Here is a 17,645-nt window from a genome sequence, read left to right as displayed (position 1 = left end):
TGCAGCAGGGCAGCCGCCTTCGGATGACCGCCAAATCGGTCTCGATTGACCAGGATTCCGATTCGCATCAGGCCCCTCCCCCTACCGGGCTGCGGACCGCGCCGAGGATCTCCTGTTCAAGATTATCGGCGCTCCCCTGGCCATCGTTGCGGAGCGCCACGAAGAACTCGCGGTTGCCCTGCGGACCGAGAATCGGCGATGCGACCATGCCTTCCACGGCAAGCCCCAGATCTCGGGCACCGCTTGCGAACCGGCGCAGGACCGCCCCGTGCACAGAGGGATCGCGCACCACGCCGCCCGGCGCCGCGCGCGGCCCGGCCTCGAACTGCGGCTTCACCAGCACCAGAATCCGCCCTCCGGGCCGCACCAGTCGCGATACCGCCGGCAACACCTTCAGCGCCGAGATGAATGAGCAGTCCACGGTGGCCATGTCGGCCATCTCGGGCAGATCCCCCGGCTCCAGCCGCGCGGCGTGGCGGCCCTCCAGGACTGCCACACGGGCGTCCTGCCGGAGCCGCCAGTGAAGCTGCCCCCGGCCCACATCCACCGCATGGACGCGCGCGGCCCCGCGCTGCAGGACGCAGTCGGTGAACCCGCCGGTAGACGCGCCCACGTCCAGTACCACCAGGCCCGCCGGATCAATTCCAAACGCGTCCAGGGCCGCGGCCAGCTTGATGCCCCCGCGGCTCACGAACTCCGGCGTCCGCGACCGGCGTTCCACCTCGGCATCCTCTGCCACCCGGGTTCCGGGCTTGTCGAGTCGCCGCCCCTCCACGAAGATCTCCCCGGCGCGGATGGCGGCCTCGGCCTGGTGCCGGCTGGGGGCCAGCCCCCGCGAGGCCACAAGCAGATCCAGCCGCATCCTCGCCGTGCCCACGCTACCCCTCCCGGACCAGCAACGCGTGTGCCAGGCCTCGCAGCACGTCCGCCGAGGCCCCCCATCCGGCCAGGGCCTCTATCGCCAAACCGGTCTCCTCGTGGGCGATGGCACGCGACCGCTCGAGGCCAAAGACAGACGGGAAGGTGAGCTTGTCGCCGGCAGCGTCACGGTGGGTATCCTTGCCCAGCACCTTGCTGTCGCCCGTCTCGTCCAGGATGTCGTCAACAATCTGGAAAGCCAATCCCAGGTGCTCGCCGCACGCGGTAAGGTCGGAGAGCTGCCGCTCTGTAGCCCCTGCCAGGATAGCGCCCGAGCGCACGCAGGCGCGTATCAGCGCCGTGGTCTTCCACCGGTGAACCAGGTAAACTCCCTGCTGGCGGTCCACCGGCCACGCCCCAAACCGCCCCAGCGACGGCCGGCCCTCTGCCAGCAGGTCCAACACCTGCCCACCCACCATCCCCTGAGTACCTATGGCGGCCGCGACCTCCTGGATGGCGCGTAGCGTGGCCGCGGCTCCGGAAAGCCCGGCGGGTCTCGCGACCAGCTCAAAGGCCAGCGCATGGAGCGCGTCGCCCGTCAGGACCGCAATCGCCTCGCCGAATGCAACATGACAGGTCGGCCTTCCGCGGCGTAGTGTTGAGTCGTCCATGGATGGCAGGTCGTCGTGAATGAGAGAGTAGGTGTGTATGAGCTCCACGGCGCACGCCAGGGGCAGGACCGACTCAGGATCCCCGCCCGCGGCCTCGGCAGAGGCCAGTACCAGCAGCGGCCGGATGCGCTTTCCCCCGGCGAAGAGACTGTACCGCATCGCCTCGTGCAGGGGGCCTGGGAGAACGCTGGCTGGAGGCATTGCCGCCTCTAGCGCCTCCTCTATGCGCGGCCCCCGGATCGCCTGGAAGGCCGCCGCTCTATCTGTCAATTCCCGAGGATCACCCGGCACGGCTTTCCTCGCGTACTATCGCGCCGAGCACGCCGTTGACGAACCTGCCGGAGGAGCCGGTGCCGTACCGCTTGGCAAGTTCCACGGCCTCGCTGATGGCCACACCAGGAGGGGTCCCCAGGTAACGGATCTCGTAGAGCGCCATCCGGAGGATTACGCGGTCCGCGCTGGCCAGCCGGTCCAGCGTCCAGTCTGAGAGGTGGCGCTCGATCGTCTGATCGATCTCCTCGATGTGCCGGGCCGTGCCCGTGCACAGCGCCTCCACCTGGGGCCACTCGGCCCCGGTGCTGCTGCCGCGTGCGACCGCCAGCGCCTCATCCACCGGCAGGCGGCCGACATCATGCTGAAACAGCACCTGGAGTGCTATTTCGCGGGACCGCCGCCTCGTCTTCATGAGAAGCGACCACCCGCCGGGGGCCGTTGGCCGCGGCCCCGGCCGGATGACCGGTAGGTGGGCTGCGGCACGGCTTGCGTCCGTGGGTGGTCTGCCACGACAGTATTCTATCAGCCGATGGAGCAGAGGGGAACCCGCCGGTACTATCTCGCGCGCTCGATGTACTCCCCTGTGCGCGTGTCCACGCGCACGACGTCCCCTACCTCCACGAAGAACGGCACTTGGATCATCGCCCCGGTCTCCACGCGTGCCGGCTTGGATCCGCCGGTCGCTGTGTCCCCGCGGAACCCGGGAGCGGTTTCGGCAACCATCAGGTCAACCGAGTTGGGGAGGTCTACGGCGATAGGCCGGTCCTCGAAGTGGACCACGGTCACCACGGTGTTGTCCTTCAGGTAGAGGGTAGCGTCTCCAAGGAGGTCCTTGCCCAGGGTCACCTGCTCGTAGGACTGCTGGTCCATGAAGACGTACTGCTCCTCTTCGTGATAGAGGAACTGCATCTCGCGCCGCTCGAGAAACGCGTGAGGTACGCGCTCGCCGGCGTTGAAGGTGCGCTCGGTTATGGCGCCGGTCTTGAGGTTCCGCACCTTGGCGCGCACGTACGCGCTGCCGCGACCACGCTTGACGTGTTGGGATTGCACGATCGCGTACAGGTCGCCATCCAGCGTTACGACCACGCCCGGACGGAAGTCGTTGGTCGAGATCAAGCCATCACCTCAAGCAGGTTCTTGGGAAGCCGGGTGAGGTTCTCGCACCCACCGTCGGTCAGCACCACCAGATCCTCTATGCGTACCCCGCCCCAACCGGGCAGGTAGATCCCGGGCTCCACGGTCACCACCGCGCCTGGCGCCAGCACGGCCGCCTCGCGCGGCGAGAGCGTGGGTCCCTCGTGCACGGCCAGCCCGACGCCGTGGCCCAGGCCGTGCCCGAACGCATCGCCGTAGCCCGCAGCCGCGATGACCGATCGGCCCAGCGCGTCGGCCTCGCGCCCCGTGAGCCCGGGGCGCAGCCCGGCCAGCGCGGCCCTTTGCGCGGCCAGCACGATGGCGTAGATCTCGCGGTGCCGGTCAGAGACCGGCCCGGTCACCACAGTGCGGGTGCAGTCCGAATGATAGCCGTCTACCACGGCACCAAAGTCCACGGTCACGAACTCGCCGCGCCCGATGACCCGTTCCGAGGCAACGCCGTGCGGCAGCGCAGACCGCGGCCCCGACGCGACAATCAGGTCGAACGGCAGCCGCTGTGAGCCCCGGATGCGCAGCCGATGCTCCAGCTCAACCGCTACCTCGTGTTCGGTGACGCCGGGCCGGATCATGGGCAGCACTTCATAGAACGCCGCCTCTGCTAGCTGCGACGCCTGGCGGATCGCCTCGATCTCCTCGGGCGACTTCTGCCAGCGTATCCGGTCCAGCCCCTCGACCGGTACTATCTCAATGGAATCTGCTGCCGCCTGCAGGCGCCGGAACGAGCCGACCGGCAGGTGCTCCTCCTCAACGCCGGCCCGACGCGCGCCCAGCCGCCCCAGCACCCCGGCCGCCGCATCCAACAGCGGGCCGGGCGCCCGCTCAATGGCAAACCCGGGCGCCTGAGCCGCGGCCTGATCGTAATACCGGAAGTCCACCACCAGGTGCGCCTCGGCCATGGAGACGACGGCCATGCCGGCGGACCCGGTAAACCCCGAGACGTAGGTCACGCTCTGGGACCTGGTCAGGACGGCCGCGTCAAGGCCGGCGGACTCGAGCCGGGCCCGCAGGCGCTTCAGACGTTCGCTGTGGAGATCATCAGGAGCGGACGACACAAGCCGTAGCATACCGCAGGTGGGAGACCCTTTCAATCACCGCGCGGCAGCACAGGCGAAGGGCGGGCCGCCTGGCCCGCCCTTCGCGTCTTGTCCAACCCGCGTGCCCGGCTGTGCTATGGCGCCGGCGCGATCGTGAACGTCCAGTATCCGCTACACGTGGGCGTGGGATTCCCGTCCTTGAACACCACGCAGACCCTCCACCGGTAGGTGGTGCCGCACGTAAGCGCCGTATCTGGGACGCTGGCGGTGGTCGCTGGAGCCGCAACCTGTACGCTCGCCACAAGTGTGTACGGCGGCGTATTCTGCTGGACTTCCAGGGTATACGTGTTGGCGTTGGGCACCGCTCCCCATGCGAACGGGTACGAGGTCCCGGATGCCGCGCATCCAATCGTGGATCCGTTCTCCGGTGACGAGAGTATTGGGGCGCCTCCGAGCGTCAACCCACACCCAGTCACGAAGCCGACAAGGAGGACAACAAGCGCAGCACGTAGAGAAACCGCATTCACGATGTGATCACCGCCTCCTGACCGAATCCCGTCCAGATGCACTGCGCCACGCCTGGCTTCCCTACGGCTTGGGCGCCGCTCCAAACCACCCCGGCCGGGTCTGCTTGAGCAACCGCTGCGTTACGTCGTCGGCCTTCTCCAGCTCTCCCATCATCAAGTAGGCGTCCTGCAGCGCCAGAAGGGCCGCCAGCATGTTGGGGTCGAGCTTGATCGCCTCCTGCAGCGGCGGGACCGCCTTGGCCAGATACCCCGAGGCAAACGGGGCGGTGCCCATCTGCGACAATCGGTAGCCATACAGGTAGGCGAACCCCAGCCAGTAGTGCGCCCGGGCGTTGCGGGGGTTGGCCGCGATCGCCTGCTGATATGGCTGGATCGCCCGCGAGAACGCCGCTTCGTTCGCGTACAGCCGGGAGGTGTCGAGTGGCGGCAGCGGCTGCGCCTGGGCCGGAGCACCTGCCACAAGCAGCGCTATGACTGCGAAGACCGTCGCGATCAGGCGCATCGTCATGTCACGCTAGGGCCGCGGCGTAACCGCCGGGGCCGGCGCTCCCTGGGGCGGGATGATCTGCGGGGTCACCACGAAGATGACCTCGGTCTCGCGCCGGTCCGTGAGCGTCGCGCGGAAGAGCGCGCCCAGCACCGGGATATCCCCGAGCAGGGGCACCTTCAGCACACGCTTGCGCTCCTCTGCGCTGATCAGTCCGGCCAGGATGATGGAGTCCCCGCTCCGTACCGTCACGGTGGTCGTGGCCTTCCTCGTGGCCAGTCGCGGAACCGGACCCGATGCCGTCTGGAGGAACTCTGTCACCGAGGATACCTCGGGCTCGACCTTGGTGGTCACCAGACCGTCCCGGTTGACCTTGGGCACGATCCTGAGGATCACCCCTATCGGCTTGAACGTGAAGGTCAGCCGTCCGCTGGCGTCAATCGAGGGAATGGGCACTTCCTCGCCCAGGTTGACCTGGGCCTCGTTGCCGTCCACCACCATGATGCGCGGAGCGGTTATCACGCGCGCCTTGCGCTCGGTCACTAGCGCGTCCAGTGCCGCGTTGATCGTGAAGGTGCCGACGCCCAGGACGATCTGATTGGGGAAAGTACCCTGGATCCGGACTATCGGTACGCCGGTCAACCCCCAGTCGAGCCCCAGGTTGCGCAGATCGGAGGTGCTGACATCCACGACCCGCGTTTCGATCATTACCTGCGACAGCTGAATGTCGAGGCCGGCGAGGACCTTGCGGACCTCCTCGTGCTGGGCCACCGTGCCGACCACGATCACCGCGTTGGAGCGGGCGTCGAAAGTAACCAGGATCCCCTTGATGGCTGCGCCCACGGCCTTGGCCACATCCTCGGCCGTCCCGAACCCTACAGGGTAGGTGATTACCTCGGGTGCTTCAGGCGGCGGCGCGAGCTTCTCCGCGGCCATGATTATCAGGTTCCGGCCGATCCGGCGGAAGCCCAGGTTGTTGGCTTCCAGGATGAAGCGCAGGGACTCCTCGCAGGTCAGGTCAACGAGGCGGACGGTTACCTGCCCCTTCACCGAGGCATCGGTCACGATGTTGGTGTCGCACACTTTTGCAAGCGCGGTCAGCACGTCGGCCAGCTCGGTGTTGCGGAACTCGAGCGTAATCCGCCCTGGCGCTGCCACGGGCGCGCCCGGAACCGCGGGCGGCGCAGCGGGTGCCGGTGCTGGCACAACAGGTGGTGGTGGCGGAGGAGGCGCCTGCGCCACCGGCGCTGGTGCTGCCGCCGGAGCTGCCGGTCGCAGCACGCCGGGGGCTGCCGCTGAAGCAACGGCACGGGCTCCGGAGAACTTCGCTACCAGCACGCCAGGGCTGCTGGTTGCCAGCGAAAAGGACACGGCGGCGGTCAGATCCACGGCGATACGGGTCACGGGCGGCCGCTCCTGAAACTGGCCGGTCCGAACGCGCGCGACCGCGCCGCGGTCAACGTCGAGAATCGGCGGCACGGCCTTGTCGAGCACTGCGCCCGGCAGATCAATCACCAGCCGGGGCGGCGAGGAGAGTTGCAGCGTCCGGTAGGTCAGCGCGCCGGTGCCCACGACGGCAAGCTGCACCGTGTCGCCGAACACCTTGGCCGTCACCTGAGTGATGCGCACGGGAGGTGCCTGTGGCGCCGCGGGCACGGATGGAACAAGTGCGAGCGCCAGGACGATGGCAAGCCCCGTAAGGATCCTAGGAGATGCTCGACGGTGCTGTCGCGGCGACATGCCTGTGGCTCACTCCTCCCATCTTGAGTTCAAAGCGCTCCCCGTCCTGCTCAAGGATGACCAACCGCTTGGCGATATCAACTGCCGTGACCCGGATCTTGTCCAGGATAACATCGCCCCTGGACACTATGTAGGTCTTGTCGCCGACCTTGATGATGGCCGTGCCCGCGCCGTCGCCGAGTATGCCCACGAGCTCTGCGGTGCTGGCCTCCTTGGGCGGCGGTGCCGGGGTCGGCGTGGCTCCGGGCTGCAGCGGCGTCTGGCCTGGAAACAGGGGAGGCGGTAGCGGTGCCGGAGGGGGCACAGGGCCAGGCCTCTCCACCCCCGCGCCCGTTTCCGCGCGCACCAGAGGTGCAAATGGATCCGGCCGACCGGCGTCCACGGGCCCGGCCACCACGCGCGGCGATGGCGTAGGCACTGGGGCCGGTGTAGGCGTCGGTACCGGCTGCGCAACCTGAGGCGGGGCCGGGGTTGCCACGGCAACAGGCGCCGCGGGCATGACCTCGGTTGTCGTCGGCGGAGGCGGAGGCGCGGTCAGAGCCAGGACGAGGCCGCCCACAACACCTACCGCGAGCGCGACCGCGATTACTGGATGCGCGCGAAGGTACTCAATCACCCTGCGCATGAGGCCCTCCATGCTATGTCTGAGTCTGAGAGTGTACCCCAGAGCCCCGGCAGGCTCCCCTCGCCCTCAAACAACCCATTCTTCAACAGAGTGCCCTAAACTCTTGCTCGATAGACCTGAGGAATTCCTGCAATCCTCCGCCATGGCTCCTGCACGACCTCCGCCGGGCTCCACTCCGGCGGCCTACGGCCAGTACCAGGCCGCAATCGCATCCCCCCAGAACAGGGCTACCAGCGCCCCGACCGCAAGCCACGGCCCGAACGGTATGGCATCCTTGCGCCCCCGCAGGCGCAGCGCTAGCAGCCCGATACCCACTACCCCCCCGGCCATGAAACCCGTGAAGAGGGCAACCGCCACGCCCGGCCATCCGAGGAACGCGCCGATGAGTGCTGCCAGCTTGATGTCGCCGCCTCCCATCCCGCCCCGGCTCAGGACGACGATCGCGGCTATGAGCGCACCAGCGCCGGAGGCAGCCAGTAGCGCGGGCACCGCCCTGTCTTGGGCGGCCGAGAGCAGCAGGCCCGCGGCTATGCCCGGATAGGTAATGCGGTTGAGAATGAGTTGATGGTCCAGGTCAATGAACGTGATCACTACCATCAGGAACGCGAACCCCAGGCCTGCCAGCCGTGGTAGAGGGCCGGTGAAGGCGCTCCAAACCGCCACCGTCAGGATGGCCATGAGGAGTTCGACGAGAGGGTACCGCGCGGAGATCCTGCCACCGCAGGACCGGCAGCGGCCGCGCAGCAGCAGGTAACTGAGGACCGGCACGTTGTCCTTTGCACGGATCGGTGCCTGGCAGTGGGGACACCGCGACCCCGGGTAGACGATTGAGACATCCCGAGGCATCCTGTGGATCAACACGTTGGCGAAGCTCCCGAGAATGGCCCCAAAGGCGGCCACCACGGTGATCTCGACGCCGCCCACGCCTCCGGCGCCGAGACCGCCGGCACTCACGCGCGCGCTCCGCCGCCCATGGGGCGCGGGAGGCAGCCGGGCAGGAATCCGTGACGCAGCGCCGAATGGGAGAATGATTGGGAAAACCGCTGCCGCGCCCTGACGGCGCTGCGGCCTCGGGATGGGGGGCACACGCGATGGCTCGTCGAGCGTGGATGATCGTGACCGCTGTCATCCTCGGACTGGCCCTGCCGGTCGTTGCGCAGCAGCCGGCGACGCCGCCGCCGGTGCTCATCGTGCCAGGGCAGAGCATCGCCGGTGTGGCGCTGGGACGCACCGTGTCGGCGACCCTCGGCCGCCTTGGCCAGCCGGCCGAGATGCGGACCCTCCGCGATGGCGCTCTCTATACGTTCCCGCGCTACGGGCTCAACATGTACTCCGCGGACGGCGCGGTCCGCGCGATCTCCACTACCAACAGCCTGTTGCGCACCGCCGAAGGCATCGCTCTGGGATCCAATGTGGCCGAGGTGCGGCGAGTCTATGGACAGCAGTTCACGGACGCCGTGGTGGAAGGCCTGCTGGGGATCGCCTACGACCAGCACGGCATCGCCTTTGGCCTGGACGGCGTGGTGGTTTCGGTCATCATAGTGTACCCGCCGCGCACCGCCGCCGCCCAACCGGCCGCGGCCCCGGCCCTGGCCGCCCCGCCCGCGCAGATAGACATGGCCCTCGCCTCTCTGCCGCGCGTTGAGAACCTCAAGCCGTTCTCTCCCGAGACCCAATACATGTCCGTGGCAGGCTTCCTCCGATACGTTGTGTACCATCAGACCGGGACGTGGCTGACCCAGAACGAGGCCTCCCGGATGCTCCAGGAGCAGCTCCGGACGCGGCTCTAGGACCCGAGTCAGTGCACCCTGGCCCCTTGCTGTGCCGGACTCTCGGCACGCAGTGTAACGTCGCCCCCGAGCATCCGGGCCCGGTCGCGGGCCTGCCGCACGGACAGTAGCAGTTCTCGGGCGGTGCTGCCGTGCTCCGGGTGACTGCCTACGCCGACCGACGCGCTCAGCGACCGCCAGTCGGCCACCGGGGCATCCTGTGGCACGGGTAGCTTGCCCACCGCCAGCCGAAGGCGCTCGGCCACCGCGGTGGCCGGCTCCAGCGGCGTCTCCGGCATCGCTATGCTGAACTCGGCCTCATCCGTTCGCGCCTTGATGTCCACGTCGCGGGTCAGCGCCCGAAGCGCGTCAGCGGCCGATCTCAGCGTCGCGTCGGCTCCCACGGCGCCGTAGCGATCGCGCAGCCCGGCGAAGTCGTCAATGTCCAGCACGACCAGTGAGAACGCCCTGTGATACCTGGCCGCCCTCTTCACCTCTACTGCCAGGTGCTCGTCAAAGTACCGGCCGGTGAAGAAGTCGGTCACCTCGTCCTGCACCGCCTCGTCCACGAGCGCTCGTTGCAGGTTCTGCATCTCCTTCTGCTGGGCCGCGGTCCGCTCCTCGGACAGGTGGTTGAAGAACGTGACGAACTCCACGACCGTGAAATCGGTGGCCTCGGTCAGACTCCGGAATAGAACGAGCCGGTCCTCACCGCCGGCCACGAGCTGCTCGCACAGCTCCCGGGTGATCTCGCGAAAGACCACAAACCCCTGGACCACCTCCGCGGCGCCGAAGCCCATGCTGAAGCGCAAGGCGGCCTCCCGGTGCACGAACTCGCGCAGCCGGACGGGATCATCTGAGTCAAGATAGGCGACCAGCTCGGCCAGGTAGGCACGGCCCAACCGGCGCAACTCCTCCAGGGGCCGGCAGACGTAGGCCGACGGACGCATGCGGGAGAGCGCCGAGGCCCATGCGACGGCAATGCGGTCCTGCTCGCTGTCGAGCAGGCTGGACAGGTGCCGCGCCACCGTGGAAGCCTCCAACGGCGCGGCTCCTACGGCTGTGCTCCGACCTCCCGGCGGAGGATGAACGTGTTGGCCGCCAGGGTAACTTTGAGCCGAGGCAGCTCCCCAGGGCTGAGGGCTACCTGCGTCATCACTATGAACCTGGGGAAGTCCTCCAGCCGGCCCAGGTAGGCCATCAGGTCGGCGTAGGTGCCGTCAAACGCCAGGTCCAGCCGGAAGAGCTGGTAGCGAGGCGGTGCCGCCGGGGCGGCAGGCTTCTTCCCGGGCGCGGGTGCGGCGCCCGCGGGTTCACCGGCCGGTCCGGCCTGGGTCGCCCCAGGTCGCAGGAGAGCTAGCTTGATTCCCAGTTCAGACGCCACGCCCTGGAGCTGGCGGATCAGGCGCGGAATCTCGCGCTCGGGCGGCAGCTTGGCCTCGATCAGACGGATGCGCTCGGCCAGGGCGTTGTACTCGCGCTCCTTGGCCTCGCGGGTCTGGACCAGGGTCTTCAGCCGCTCTACCTCGGTGCGGCGGGCATCCCTCTCTTTGAGCAGGCTGGCATGGCGCGCCGCCGCCGGAGTGTAGACAAACAGGTAGAAGACCGTGACCATGGCGGCCACCAGGACGAGGACCAGCATCATCCGCTCGCGCGGGCTCAGACCTCTCACGGGCGGTCACCTCCGGTTGCCTGGGGCCGGTCAATGCGTGCGGTCACCTGGAACCGCACGACATCCCTGGTCCCAATTCGCTCGAGCTGAACAACCGTAAGGTCCACCTCGCGGAAGAGCCGCCCGGTGCCCAGGTTGTCCATCAACTGCGCCACGGCGTAGTAGGTCATGGCCATCCCTTCGATGTTGAGAGAGGAGGGCTCGGGCACGCTCAGCGAGGTCACCCAGGCATCCTTGGGAATCAGGAGCCGAAACTCGTTCAGGATTGAGGCGGCCGGGAGCTGCTGCTTCAGCAGGTCCACTATGACCGCTTCCTTCTCGCGCATCGCCTTGATCCGCCGGTCGAGCTCGAGCACGTGATCCACCTGCGGCTGGAGCTCGGCGATCTCCCTGTTGGCCGAGGCCACATCCGCCGCCACCCCGGCGTTGCGCTGGTTCATCCAGACCGCGGCCACGACCAGCACCACGGCCACTGCCACGGGCAGACCGATCTCGAGAAACCGCCGTCCTGGCAGTCGGCGACGGGGTACGCGCGGCAGCAGGTTGATGCGGATCAACTGACATCACCTCCCCGCATGGCGAGTCCTACGGCGACGGCCATTGTGGGCCCGACGGCGGCGAGCCGATCGGCCGGGTGCGTCTCGGGGTTCACCTTGAGGTGCGCGAACGGCGAAACCACCGAGGTGGCCAGGCCGAGTTCCGATGCGATCGTGCGATCGAGGTTCCGGAGCCGGGCCAGCCCGCCGGCCAGCAGGATCTGGTTTACCACAACCGAACGGGATCGGGTCTGGTAGTAGTCCAGCGAGCGCCGGATCTCGGTGACCAGGTCGCCGATGTGGGGCGCGACCACGTCGTAGAGGCGCTCCGCCGTGTGGTCAACGGCCGCGCCCTCCTCCAGGACCTCTCCCTTCTCCTCCACCAGGCTCCGCGCGGTCGCCTCGTCCACGTCCATCGCCTCCCGGACGGCATTGAGCAAGACCGCTCCGCCGATCGGGATGTTCCGGGTGAACCGCAGGCGCGGCCCTTCGGTTATCAAGATGTCGGAGGCCTCGGAGCCGAAGTCCACGATGGCAATGGTCTGCGTCTCGGCCGCCGAGGGTCCCACGGCGGACCGCAGGAGGGCAAACGACTCAACGTCGAGGACGCGGATCTGCAACCTGGCCGCGTCGGCCACGGCGACGATCTTGTCCACGACGTCCTGCCGGGCCGCCACCACGATCACGTCCAGCATCTTGCGGCCGTCCTCGGTGGCCTCTCCCAGCACCTGGTAGTCCATGTAGACTTCCTTGATGTTGTACGGGAGGTAGCGCTCGGCCTCGTAGCGGACCGCCGCGCCCAGCTCTGCCTTGGTCATGGGCGGCACGCGTACCTCGCGGACCGTGACGGCCTGCCCGCCCACCGCCATGATCACCCTGTCCGTCTTGATCCCGGTGCGGTCCAGCAGCGCCCTGAGGTGGCTGCCCAGTTCCTCTGGAGCCACCGGCACACCGTCGTGCATGGCGGCCGGCGGGCCGGGCGCGGAGCCGATCCGTATCAGGCGGAATCCCGTGCGGTAGGAACCGGCGAGCTCAACGACCTTGAGCGCGTCGCTGCCGATGTCAATGCCCACGTGCGTCTGCGGGGTCGAAGAAAGGAAGCCCATCGGCGTCTCGCCCACCCTCCTCGCGCTGCGTGACCGGCCGGACCGGCGCCGGGTCCCACGCGTGACCTATCTTACTTTCAGTTCGGCCTCCGCGGCCAAAACCCTGCTCAACGCAGGGCGGACGCCTACGGGCAGGCGTCCAGTATCTCGGCCCGCCCCATCACTTCGGCGCGGATCCAGCGTTCTTGACCGCTGGGCGTCCGCAGGCAGGCGCCCCCGGCGTTGTTGTTGCCCATCGGGCTGATGGTCATTGTATCCGAGACGAACGAGGTTCGGGCCAGGTCCACGCGGGCCGGCATGCGCCGCGAGACGGTGTCGTCCGCGTCCTCCCTGACCACAGGTGTAGCCGACCAGGCCAGATCGTTGGTGCACTGGTTGCCCCCGCCCGCGGGCGCCGGGGTCACGGCTCCCTCGTAGCGGTAGATGCTGTATGTCTCGCCGCCCGGGTCAAAGACGAACCGGTAGCAGTTCCGCTCTGTTCTGGCCCGCTGCTCGATCATGCGCATGTCCGAGAGCATTTTTCGTGCGGTCCCGACGAGCCGCCGGTTCGTGGTCATGCTCATCCCGCCGAACACCAGGGCGAGCGCGAGCCCGGCAATCGCGAGCGTCACGACGACCTCAACGAGGGAAAGCCCACCCCCGCCCGCCGCACTCCGCCCGGCGCGGTCGCTCACTGCCCGACCATCTCCTCCCAGTGCGGCCGATCGTAGAGCGGATCGCCGCCGGCGAACACCAGCGCAGGGCTTGGCCAGCGCACCGCGGTGTAGATGTCCGTCAGCGGGAAGAAAGGCGGCGCCACGTTGGAGCGCAGCCGCCAGTCGTAGGTCATCACACGCCCGTATCCGGAGATCGGGCTGAAGCGGCCGAAGGCGCCGAAGGTCCCCTGTATCGTCCCTCCCAGGGAGTAGATGCTCCCTTTGTCCGGCAACGTGTCGAACCCCTCCACCCAGAACCTGCCGTAGGGCGCCATCACCACGGCGTCCACGTACAGGTTGTCCGGCGTCGCGGCCCCGGTGATTGTGACGTCGCCGGTGACCGAGTAGAGGCCCAGTACGTTGGTCGGGTTGTGCCCGGGACCGGCCGGCGGAGCCTCATAGACCAGGTGGTGGGTGACGCGGATCTCGCCTTCGGCTGCGACCGTGAGCCGCATGTCCCTGTTCACGGTGCCGTACAGGCCTCCTTGCGTGATCGAGCCGCTCGTGTAGAAGAGACCGTTGAAGATCCCGCTCCCGTAGGCCCGCGACTGCGCCCAGGTGTCCCCGCCGCGGTAGTCCCAGTACAGGACAACGGCCCTGCTCACAGGGTGGATCTCGATCTTCAGGTTGCGCCGCAACGGATTGGGATCGCTCGGCACCGCGAGTCGGATCACCTGCATCCCGCCCTCGCTGGACAGTACCATCTGCGTGATGTCGCCCCGCACGTAGACGCCTCCGCAGGCCGCGGAGCCGCACGAGTCCATGACGTAGAGCCCGTCCCGCAGCGGGCCCGGCGGCATGCCGAAGTATTCGTCATCGCTGGTGGCCGTGCGTACCTGGTTGTCGTTGGCGTTCGGGCCGCTCGGCGTCATGCCGACCGATGTGCGCGATGGGTTTGCGTTTGTGGGCAGGTCAATGGTGGTATCGGTCTTCTTGACGGTGCTGCGGAACACGGTCCCGGTGGTGTTGTCGCAGGCCGTGCGCAGTGCGGCATTGGGATTCGTCGCGGGAATGGTGATGTTGACCGGTGATCCGCAGTTGAGGAAGCGCATGTCGGGGCTGAACTGCGTCACCGCGTCGTGCAGCTCAGGGTTCTGCGCGATCCGGATCTGGTTGTTGGAGTGCACAGGGCCGTAGATCTGCGTGCCCGTGTACAGCCAGACGTTGGCGACGTCCAGGAGCATCAACGCCCACTGGGCGTACGAGGCATCCTCGATCAACACCGGCCACCCGTAGCTGGTCCCGCCGCTCAACACGTAGCTGCCCTGCCAGCCGGCGCTCACCGCCGGAAACCAGTTCGTGCACCGGTCGGCGTGCGGGCTGCGCAGGCAGACCGTGCGCGTCGCGTTGCCGGCGCGGCCGACCGACATGATCGCGTAGTCGAACCACATGACGAGCTGCTCGGGGTTGTTGGGGTCAATCTGGCAGGTGGACTGGCGGCCTGAAGGGCGGACCGCGATCGTGGCGTAGAAATCGCCCAGGGCATCGCCCGACGCCCTATCGGTCAGCGTGATCCGCGCCGACTGCGTGCCGATCCGCAGGGCCGCGGTCGCCCGGTCGGGCCGCTCCCAGTCGCTGCTCGCCAGCTCGATCGGGAAGGCATAGTTCGCCAGGATGTCCACCGGCTCCAGGTTGGGATCGGGCGGAGCGGAGTCTTTGGAGCGGCAGATGTTCCGGACCTCGTTCCTGCCGACCGACGGCTGCCGGATCTGCAGGTCCAGGTCTACCGCCAGCCGGTGGCGCAGCTCGGCCAGAGCCCGGTAGGCGCCGGCCTCGGCCACAGCCAGCGCCTGCTGGCCGCGCAGCTGGTCGAACGAGAGCACGCTCTCGCCCATCGTGGCGATCGCCATCGCGGCCACCACTATGGTCAGGATGAAGATCGCCATCATCACGGTGATGAGGGCGATTCCTCCTTCGGCCCTCTGAACCCGGCGCATCCTGCTCATCGCGTCATCTCCCAGTCAGTCCCATCCTCCGGCGCTATCTATTGAAGGTCTCGGTGGGCGTGGCCGTCCGGGTAGCCGTGCGCGTGGCCGTCGCGGTCCGGGTAGCCGTCCGAGTGGCGGTCGGCGTCACGGTAGCGGTCCGGGTGGCCGTCCGGGTAGCGGTCGGCGTCACGGTCGCGGTTCGTGTATTCGTGTAGCGGTGGCGGTCGGGGTCGGCGTCACGGTCGCGGTCGGTGCCACGGTCGCGGTCCGGGTGGCCGTCACGGTAGCGGTCAGCGTCACCGTAGCGGTCCGGGTGGCCGTCACGGTAGCGGTTAGCGTCACCGTAGCGGTCCGGGTGGCCGTCCGGGTAGGGTCGGCGTCACCGTAGCCGTGGCCGTCACGGTCGCCGTCGGCGCGGCGAAGGTCCGCGGGATCGTCGGCCTGGGCGGCGAGGTCGGGCTCGGTGTCGAAGCGATCGGCGGGGCCACGGCCCCCACGTTGCGCAGGAGCACATCCGTGCCGATCGTGCGCTGCTGCTGCACGCCCGCGCTCACCTTGGCCACCGTGATCTCGCCGGTCATGCGGACGACTTCGGCCCGCGTCACCGCATCGTAAGGAGGCGTGCAGGTTTCCGCGGCGTTGCAGTAGTCTAACACCAACCCGGTAACGAGAGATGCCAGGTCCTGCTGAACGGTGGCGATGCACTGCCCGGTACCGTAGTTGGGGTTCGTGAGCAGGTTGGGGTCGGGCTTGACGAGCCGTGTGAAGGTACTGCCTGCCGGGTCGCGCGAGAACCTGACGAAGTACGAGCAGTCGGGGATCACCGGATTGCCCCTCGGGATCTCCAGGTTCACGCTGCCTGGGCACAGGCCACCCACGCACGCCGGTGGCTCCGGGGCAGCCGGCGATCTGGCGAAGAAGTCCGTGTCGCTCACCAGGCGCGTCGTCCACCGCGCCTCCTCGGCGAACTTGTCGAGGGCCACTCGCGCGTTCTGCTGAACGTCCAGGAAGTCCTCTCCCATCCCGAACGAGCGCACCGCGTTGACCACCAGGCCGTAGATGGCCACCAGCGCGACTACCAGGACGCCCAGCGCCACAAGGATCTCCAGCAACGAGAGGCCGCGCACGTCCCGCGGGAACTGGGCCAGGCGGCGAAGCGCTGCTCGGATCCGGCTGCTCACCATCTGCTCCTACGGCCGCCTGTACATGTCCCGCACGACGGCCGAACTCACCTGGGCCAGGGTCCGGCCTCGGGAATCCACTCTGACCGTCACCCACTTGACCGCGTTCGAGTGGCTGTAGTCGCTGAGCCAATCGGGCTGGGGAGTACTCAGATCTACCTGGTTCACCAGCACCTCGAAGGCGTAGTTGCCGTACGGCGCCCCGAAGTTCGTCAGTGACTGCGACGCGATGGCATCGAAGTTGGCGGTCCACCCTGCCGAGGAGCTCTGCGACTCAGGCCGGGACCTGATCTCCTCCAGCACCCGAACCGCGAGGGCGCTCGCCACGGTCTTGTTGCCGCCCTGGTTCGTCACCTGGATCAGAATGAGGAACGCACGTGTGATGAGCAGGATTGACACGGCCAGGATCGTCAGGGCGACGATCACTTCTATGAGCGTGAAGCCGCGTTCGCGCCTGCGCATGGCAACCACCCAATAGCTTCCCCTATCTAGTATCTAGGCCTCCCTGGGCGCAAATCACGAAGATGGCCGAGGAGCACCATCGGAGCGCCGGGCTCATGGCGTGCAGGAAGAGCCCGGGCAGGGGGACACGGAGAATCCCCTTAAAGACTATCGGCTCCAGACCGGCCTGTTTGAGCCTTCGGATCCACTCAAGCCGGCCCAGCCGGTGGATATGGGTCGGGTCATGGTCAACAAGGCCACATACCCATCCGGCCGGCGAGTCGTACACCGGGACCGCGAGAGCCAGCAGACCGGCGGGGGCCACCAGGCCGCGCAGTCGGTTCAGCGCGGCGTCGAGGTCAGGAATATGCTCCAGCACGTCGAAGCAGGTCACGATGTCGTAGGTCCGACCGGGCAGGAATGCCTGTAGTGCGCACTGCTGAATAGGCACACCGGGCAGTCGCTCGCGTGCCAGGCGCGTGGCATAGGCCGAGATGTCCACGCCCTCGCACTCGTAGTGCTCCTGAGCCGCCTCAAGGAACCGGCCGAAGGCAGGCCCGACGTCCAGCAGCGACCCGGCCGGACGGAGCCGACGGATCTCTCGCAGGTATCCGGCGATCTTGTGGGGCGGGTTGGACCGATCGTAGCGGCCGGCGTAGTTCGATACACTTGTGAAGTAGTCGCGGTCGAACGTGCTCTCGTCAAAGACCGGCAGATCCGCTACACGGCCCCCCGCGGCCGCACAGATGCCCGGCTCAAGAGCGTCCTCGCGAAGCATACACCTTACTCGTGCCCAGAAACCCGGTCGCGTAGACAGGACCTGCAGTTCAGACATTGGAACCCATGGCGTGCCTGCTGGCACGTGGGTAAGGGGAAAGAGCTTGACCTCAGAGGCGATCACGGGGGGTGGAAGGAGCTAGAAGAGGATGGGCGACGCCCTCAGCGAT

Annotated in this window: 19 protein-coding genes and 1 pseudogene; 2 read left to right on the top strand and 18 right to left on the bottom strand. The window is 67.8% G+C overall.

The window, feature by feature from the left end; translation table 11 throughout:
* Window positions 1-67: 67 nt before the first annotated feature.
* The 9 genes from FJX73_11940 to FJX73_11900 all read right to left on the bottom strand — a co-directional run bounded on the left by FJX73_11940 (window position 68) and on the right by FJX73_11900 (window position 8,216).
* Window positions 68-862 carry a TlyA family RNA methyltransferase gene (locus FJX73_11940; GenBank protein ID MBM3471483.1) on the bottom strand — a complete coding sequence of 265 codons (795 nt, stop codon included), beginning with the start codon at window positions 860-862 and terminating at the stop codon, window positions 68-70.
* Window positions 863-878: 16 nt separating this feature from the next.
* Entirely contained in the window at window positions 879-1,730 is an 852-nt protein-coding gene (locus FJX73_11935) for a polyprenyl synthetase family protein (GenBank protein ID MBM3471482.1), read from the bottom strand.
* Between the two features lie 79 nt (window positions 1,731-1,809).
* Complete coding sequence (gene nusB, locus FJX73_11930; protein ID MBM3471481.1) at window positions 1,810-2,214, bottom strand: transcription antitermination factor NusB; 405 nt, start codon at window positions 2,212-2,214, stop codon at window positions 1,810-1,812.
* Window positions 2,215-2,357: 143 nt separating this feature from the next.
* Window positions 2,358-2,918, bottom strand: a complete 561-nt coding sequence (gene efp / locus FJX73_11925) for an elongation factor P (GenBank protein MBM3471480.1) — start codon at window positions 2,916-2,918, stop codon at window positions 2,358-2,360.
* Entirely contained in the window at window positions 2,915-4,021 is a 1,107-nt protein-coding gene (locus tag FJX73_11920) for an aminopeptidase P family protein (protein MBM3471479.1), read from the bottom strand. The genes efp and FJX73_11920 overlap by 4 nt, the downstream gene beginning before the upstream one ends.
* A 558-nt stretch (window positions 4,022-4,579) precedes the next feature.
* Window positions 4,580-5,026: a tetratricopeptide repeat protein gene (locus tag FJX73_11915; GenBank protein ID MBM3471478.1), complete on the bottom strand. Its 447-nt coding sequence runs from the start codon at window positions 5,024-5,026 to the stop codon at window positions 4,580-4,582.
* Window positions 5,027-5,032: 6 nt separating this feature from the next.
* Window positions 5,033-6,745 (bottom strand): AMIN domain-containing protein, encoded by a 1,713-nt coding sequence (locus tag FJX73_11910; protein ID MBM3471477.1) that lies wholly within the window; start codon window positions 6,743-6,745, stop codon window positions 5,033-5,035.
* A complete protein-coding gene (locus FJX73_11905; protein MBM3471476.1) occupies window positions 6,711-7,370 on the bottom strand; it encodes a hypothetical protein in 660 nt (219 codons plus the stop codon). The genes FJX73_11910 and FJX73_11905 overlap by 35 nt, the downstream gene beginning before the upstream one ends.
* A 183-nt stretch (window positions 7,371-7,553) precedes the next feature.
* Complete coding sequence (locus FJX73_11900; GenBank protein MBM3471475.1) at window positions 7,554-8,216, bottom strand: prepilin peptidase; 663 nt, start codon at window positions 8,214-8,216, stop codon at window positions 7,554-7,556.
* A gap of 245 nt (window positions 8,217-8,461) precedes the next feature.
* Between FJX73_11900 and FJX73_11895 the strand changes: the two genes are divergently transcribed.
* On the top strand, window positions 8,462-9,160 hold the full coding sequence (locus FJX73_11895) for a hypothetical protein (protein ID MBM3471474.1): 699 nt from the start codon (window positions 8,462-8,464) through the stop codon (window positions 9,158-9,160).
* Between the two features lie 8 nt (window positions 9,161-9,168).
* Here FJX73_11895 and FJX73_11890 read toward each other — a convergent pair whose 3' ends face one another.
* The 7 genes and pseudogenes from FJX73_11890 to FJX73_11860 all read right to left on the bottom strand — a co-directional run bounded on the left by FJX73_11890 (window position 9,169) and on the right by FJX73_11860 (window position 15,457).
* On the bottom strand, window positions 9,169-10,167 hold the full coding sequence (locus FJX73_11890) for a GGDEF domain-containing protein (protein MBM3471473.1): 999 nt from the start codon (window positions 10,165-10,167) through the stop codon (window positions 9,169-9,171).
* A 26-nt stretch (window positions 10,168-10,193) separates the two neighbouring features.
* Window positions 10,194-10,811: a type II secretion system protein M gene (locus tag FJX73_11885; GenBank protein ID MBM3471472.1), complete on the bottom strand. Its 618-nt coding sequence runs from the start codon at window positions 10,809-10,811 to the stop codon at window positions 10,194-10,196.
* The gene (locus tag FJX73_11880) at window positions 10,808-11,368 is read right to left on the bottom strand and encodes a PilN domain-containing protein (protein ID MBM3471471.1); all 561 of its coding nucleotides are present in this window, start codon (window positions 11,366-11,368) and stop codon (window positions 10,808-10,810) included. Before FJX73_11880 ends, FJX73_11885 begins: the two co-directional genes overlap by 4 nt.
* On the bottom strand, window positions 11,365-12,468 hold the full coding sequence (pilM, locus tag FJX73_11875; protein MBM3471470.1) for a type IV pilus assembly protein PilM: 1,104 nt from the start codon (window positions 12,466-12,468) through the stop codon (window positions 11,365-11,367). Before pilM ends, FJX73_11880 begins: the two co-directional genes overlap by 4 nt.
* A gap of 110 nt (window positions 12,469-12,578) precedes the next feature.
* Window positions 12,579-13,127 carry a hypothetical protein gene (locus tag FJX73_11870; GenBank protein MBM3471469.1) on the bottom strand — a complete coding sequence of 183 codons (549 nt, stop codon included), beginning with the start codon at window positions 13,125-13,127 and terminating at the stop codon, window positions 12,579-12,581.
* On the bottom strand, window positions 13,124-15,094 hold the full coding sequence (locus FJX73_11865; GenBank protein ID MBM3471468.1) for a hypothetical protein: 1,971 nt from the start codon (window positions 15,092-15,094) through the stop codon (window positions 13,124-13,126). The genes FJX73_11870 and FJX73_11865 overlap by 4 nt, the downstream gene beginning before the upstream one ends.
* Before the next feature lie 195 nt (window positions 15,095-15,289).
* Window positions 15,290-15,457: pseudogene (locus tag FJX73_11860) on the bottom strand (AAA family ATPase).
* 369 nt (window positions 15,458-15,826) lie between these two features.
* Between FJX73_11860 and FJX73_11855 the strand changes: the two are divergent.
* Complete coding sequence (locus tag FJX73_11855) at window positions 15,827-16,075, top strand: hypothetical protein (GenBank protein ID MBM3471467.1); 249 nt, start codon at window positions 15,827-15,829, stop codon at window positions 16,073-16,075.
* Window positions 16,076-16,266: 191 nt separating this feature from the next.
* Here FJX73_11855 and FJX73_11850 read toward each other — a convergent pair whose 3' ends face one another.
* Complete coding sequence (locus FJX73_11850) at window positions 16,267-16,719, bottom strand: prepilin-type N-terminal cleavage/methylation domain-containing protein (GenBank protein ID MBM3471466.1); 453 nt, start codon at window positions 16,717-16,719, stop codon at window positions 16,267-16,269.
* A gap of 22 nt (window positions 16,720-16,741) precedes the next feature.
* Complete coding sequence (locus tag FJX73_11845; protein MBM3471465.1) at window positions 16,742-17,533, bottom strand: class I SAM-dependent methyltransferase; 792 nt, start codon at window positions 17,531-17,533, stop codon at window positions 16,742-16,744.
* Window positions 17,534-17,645: the final 112 nt, after the last annotated feature.

The organism is Armatimonadota bacterium (genome assembly GCA_016869025.1).
Classification (GTDB): Bacteria; Sysuimicrobiota; Sysuimicrobiia; order Sysuimicrobiales; family Humicultoraceae; genus VGFA01.
This window is presented reverse-complemented; position numbering and strand designations above follow the sequence as displayed.

What these genes read in the sequence shown, in the direction of transcription:
- FJX73_11940 (MBM3471483.1), bottom strand. Translation starts at nt 862, where the DNA reads ATGCGGCTGGATCTGCTTGTGGCCTCGCGGGGGCTGGCCCCCAGCCGG.
- FJX73_11935 (MBM3471482.1), bottom strand. Translation starts at nt 1,730, where the DNA reads ATGCCTCCAGCCAGCGTTCTCCCAGGCCCCCTGCACGAGGCGATGCGG.
- nusB (MBM3471481.1), bottom strand. Translation starts at nt 2,214, where the DNA reads ATGAAGACGAGGCGGCGGTCCCGCGAAATAGCACTCCAGGTGCTGTTT.
- FJX73_11920 (MBM3471479.1), bottom strand. Translation starts at nt 4,021, where the DNA reads ATGCTACGGCTTGTGTCGTCCGCTCCTGATGATCTCCACAGCGAACGT.
- FJX73_11915 (MBM3471478.1), bottom strand. Translation starts at nt 5,026, where the DNA reads ATGACGATGCGCCTGATCGCGACGGTCTTCGCAGTCATAGCGCTGCTT.
- FJX73_11910 (MBM3471477.1), bottom strand. Translation starts at nt 6,745, where the DNA reads ATGTCGCCGCGACAGCACCGTCGAGCATCTCCTAGGATCCTTACGGGG.
- FJX73_11905 (MBM3471476.1), bottom strand. Translation starts at nt 7,370, where the DNA reads ATGCGCAGGGTGATTGAGTACCTTCGCGCGCATCCAGTAATCGCGGTC.
- FJX73_11900 (MBM3471475.1), bottom strand. Translation starts at nt 8,216, where the DNA reads ATGCCTCGGGATGTCTCAATCGTCTACCCGGGGTCGCGGTGTCCCCAC.
- FJX73_11895 (MBM3471474.1), top strand. Translation starts at nt 8,462, where the DNA reads ATGGCTCGTCGAGCGTGGATGATCGTGACCGCTGTCATCCTCGGACTG.
- FJX73_11865 (MBM3471468.1), bottom strand. Translation starts at nt 15,094, where the DNA reads ATGAGCAGGATGCGCCGGGTTCAGAGGGCCGAAGGAGGAATCGCCCTC.
- FJX73_11850 (MBM3471466.1), bottom strand. Translation starts at nt 16,719, where the DNA reads ATGCGCAGGCGCGAACGCGGCTTCACGCTCATAGAAGTGATCGTCGCC.
- FJX73_11845 (MBM3471465.1), bottom strand. Translation starts at nt 17,533, where the DNA reads ATGTCTGAACTGCAGGTCCTGTCTACGCGACCGGGTTTCTGGGCACGA.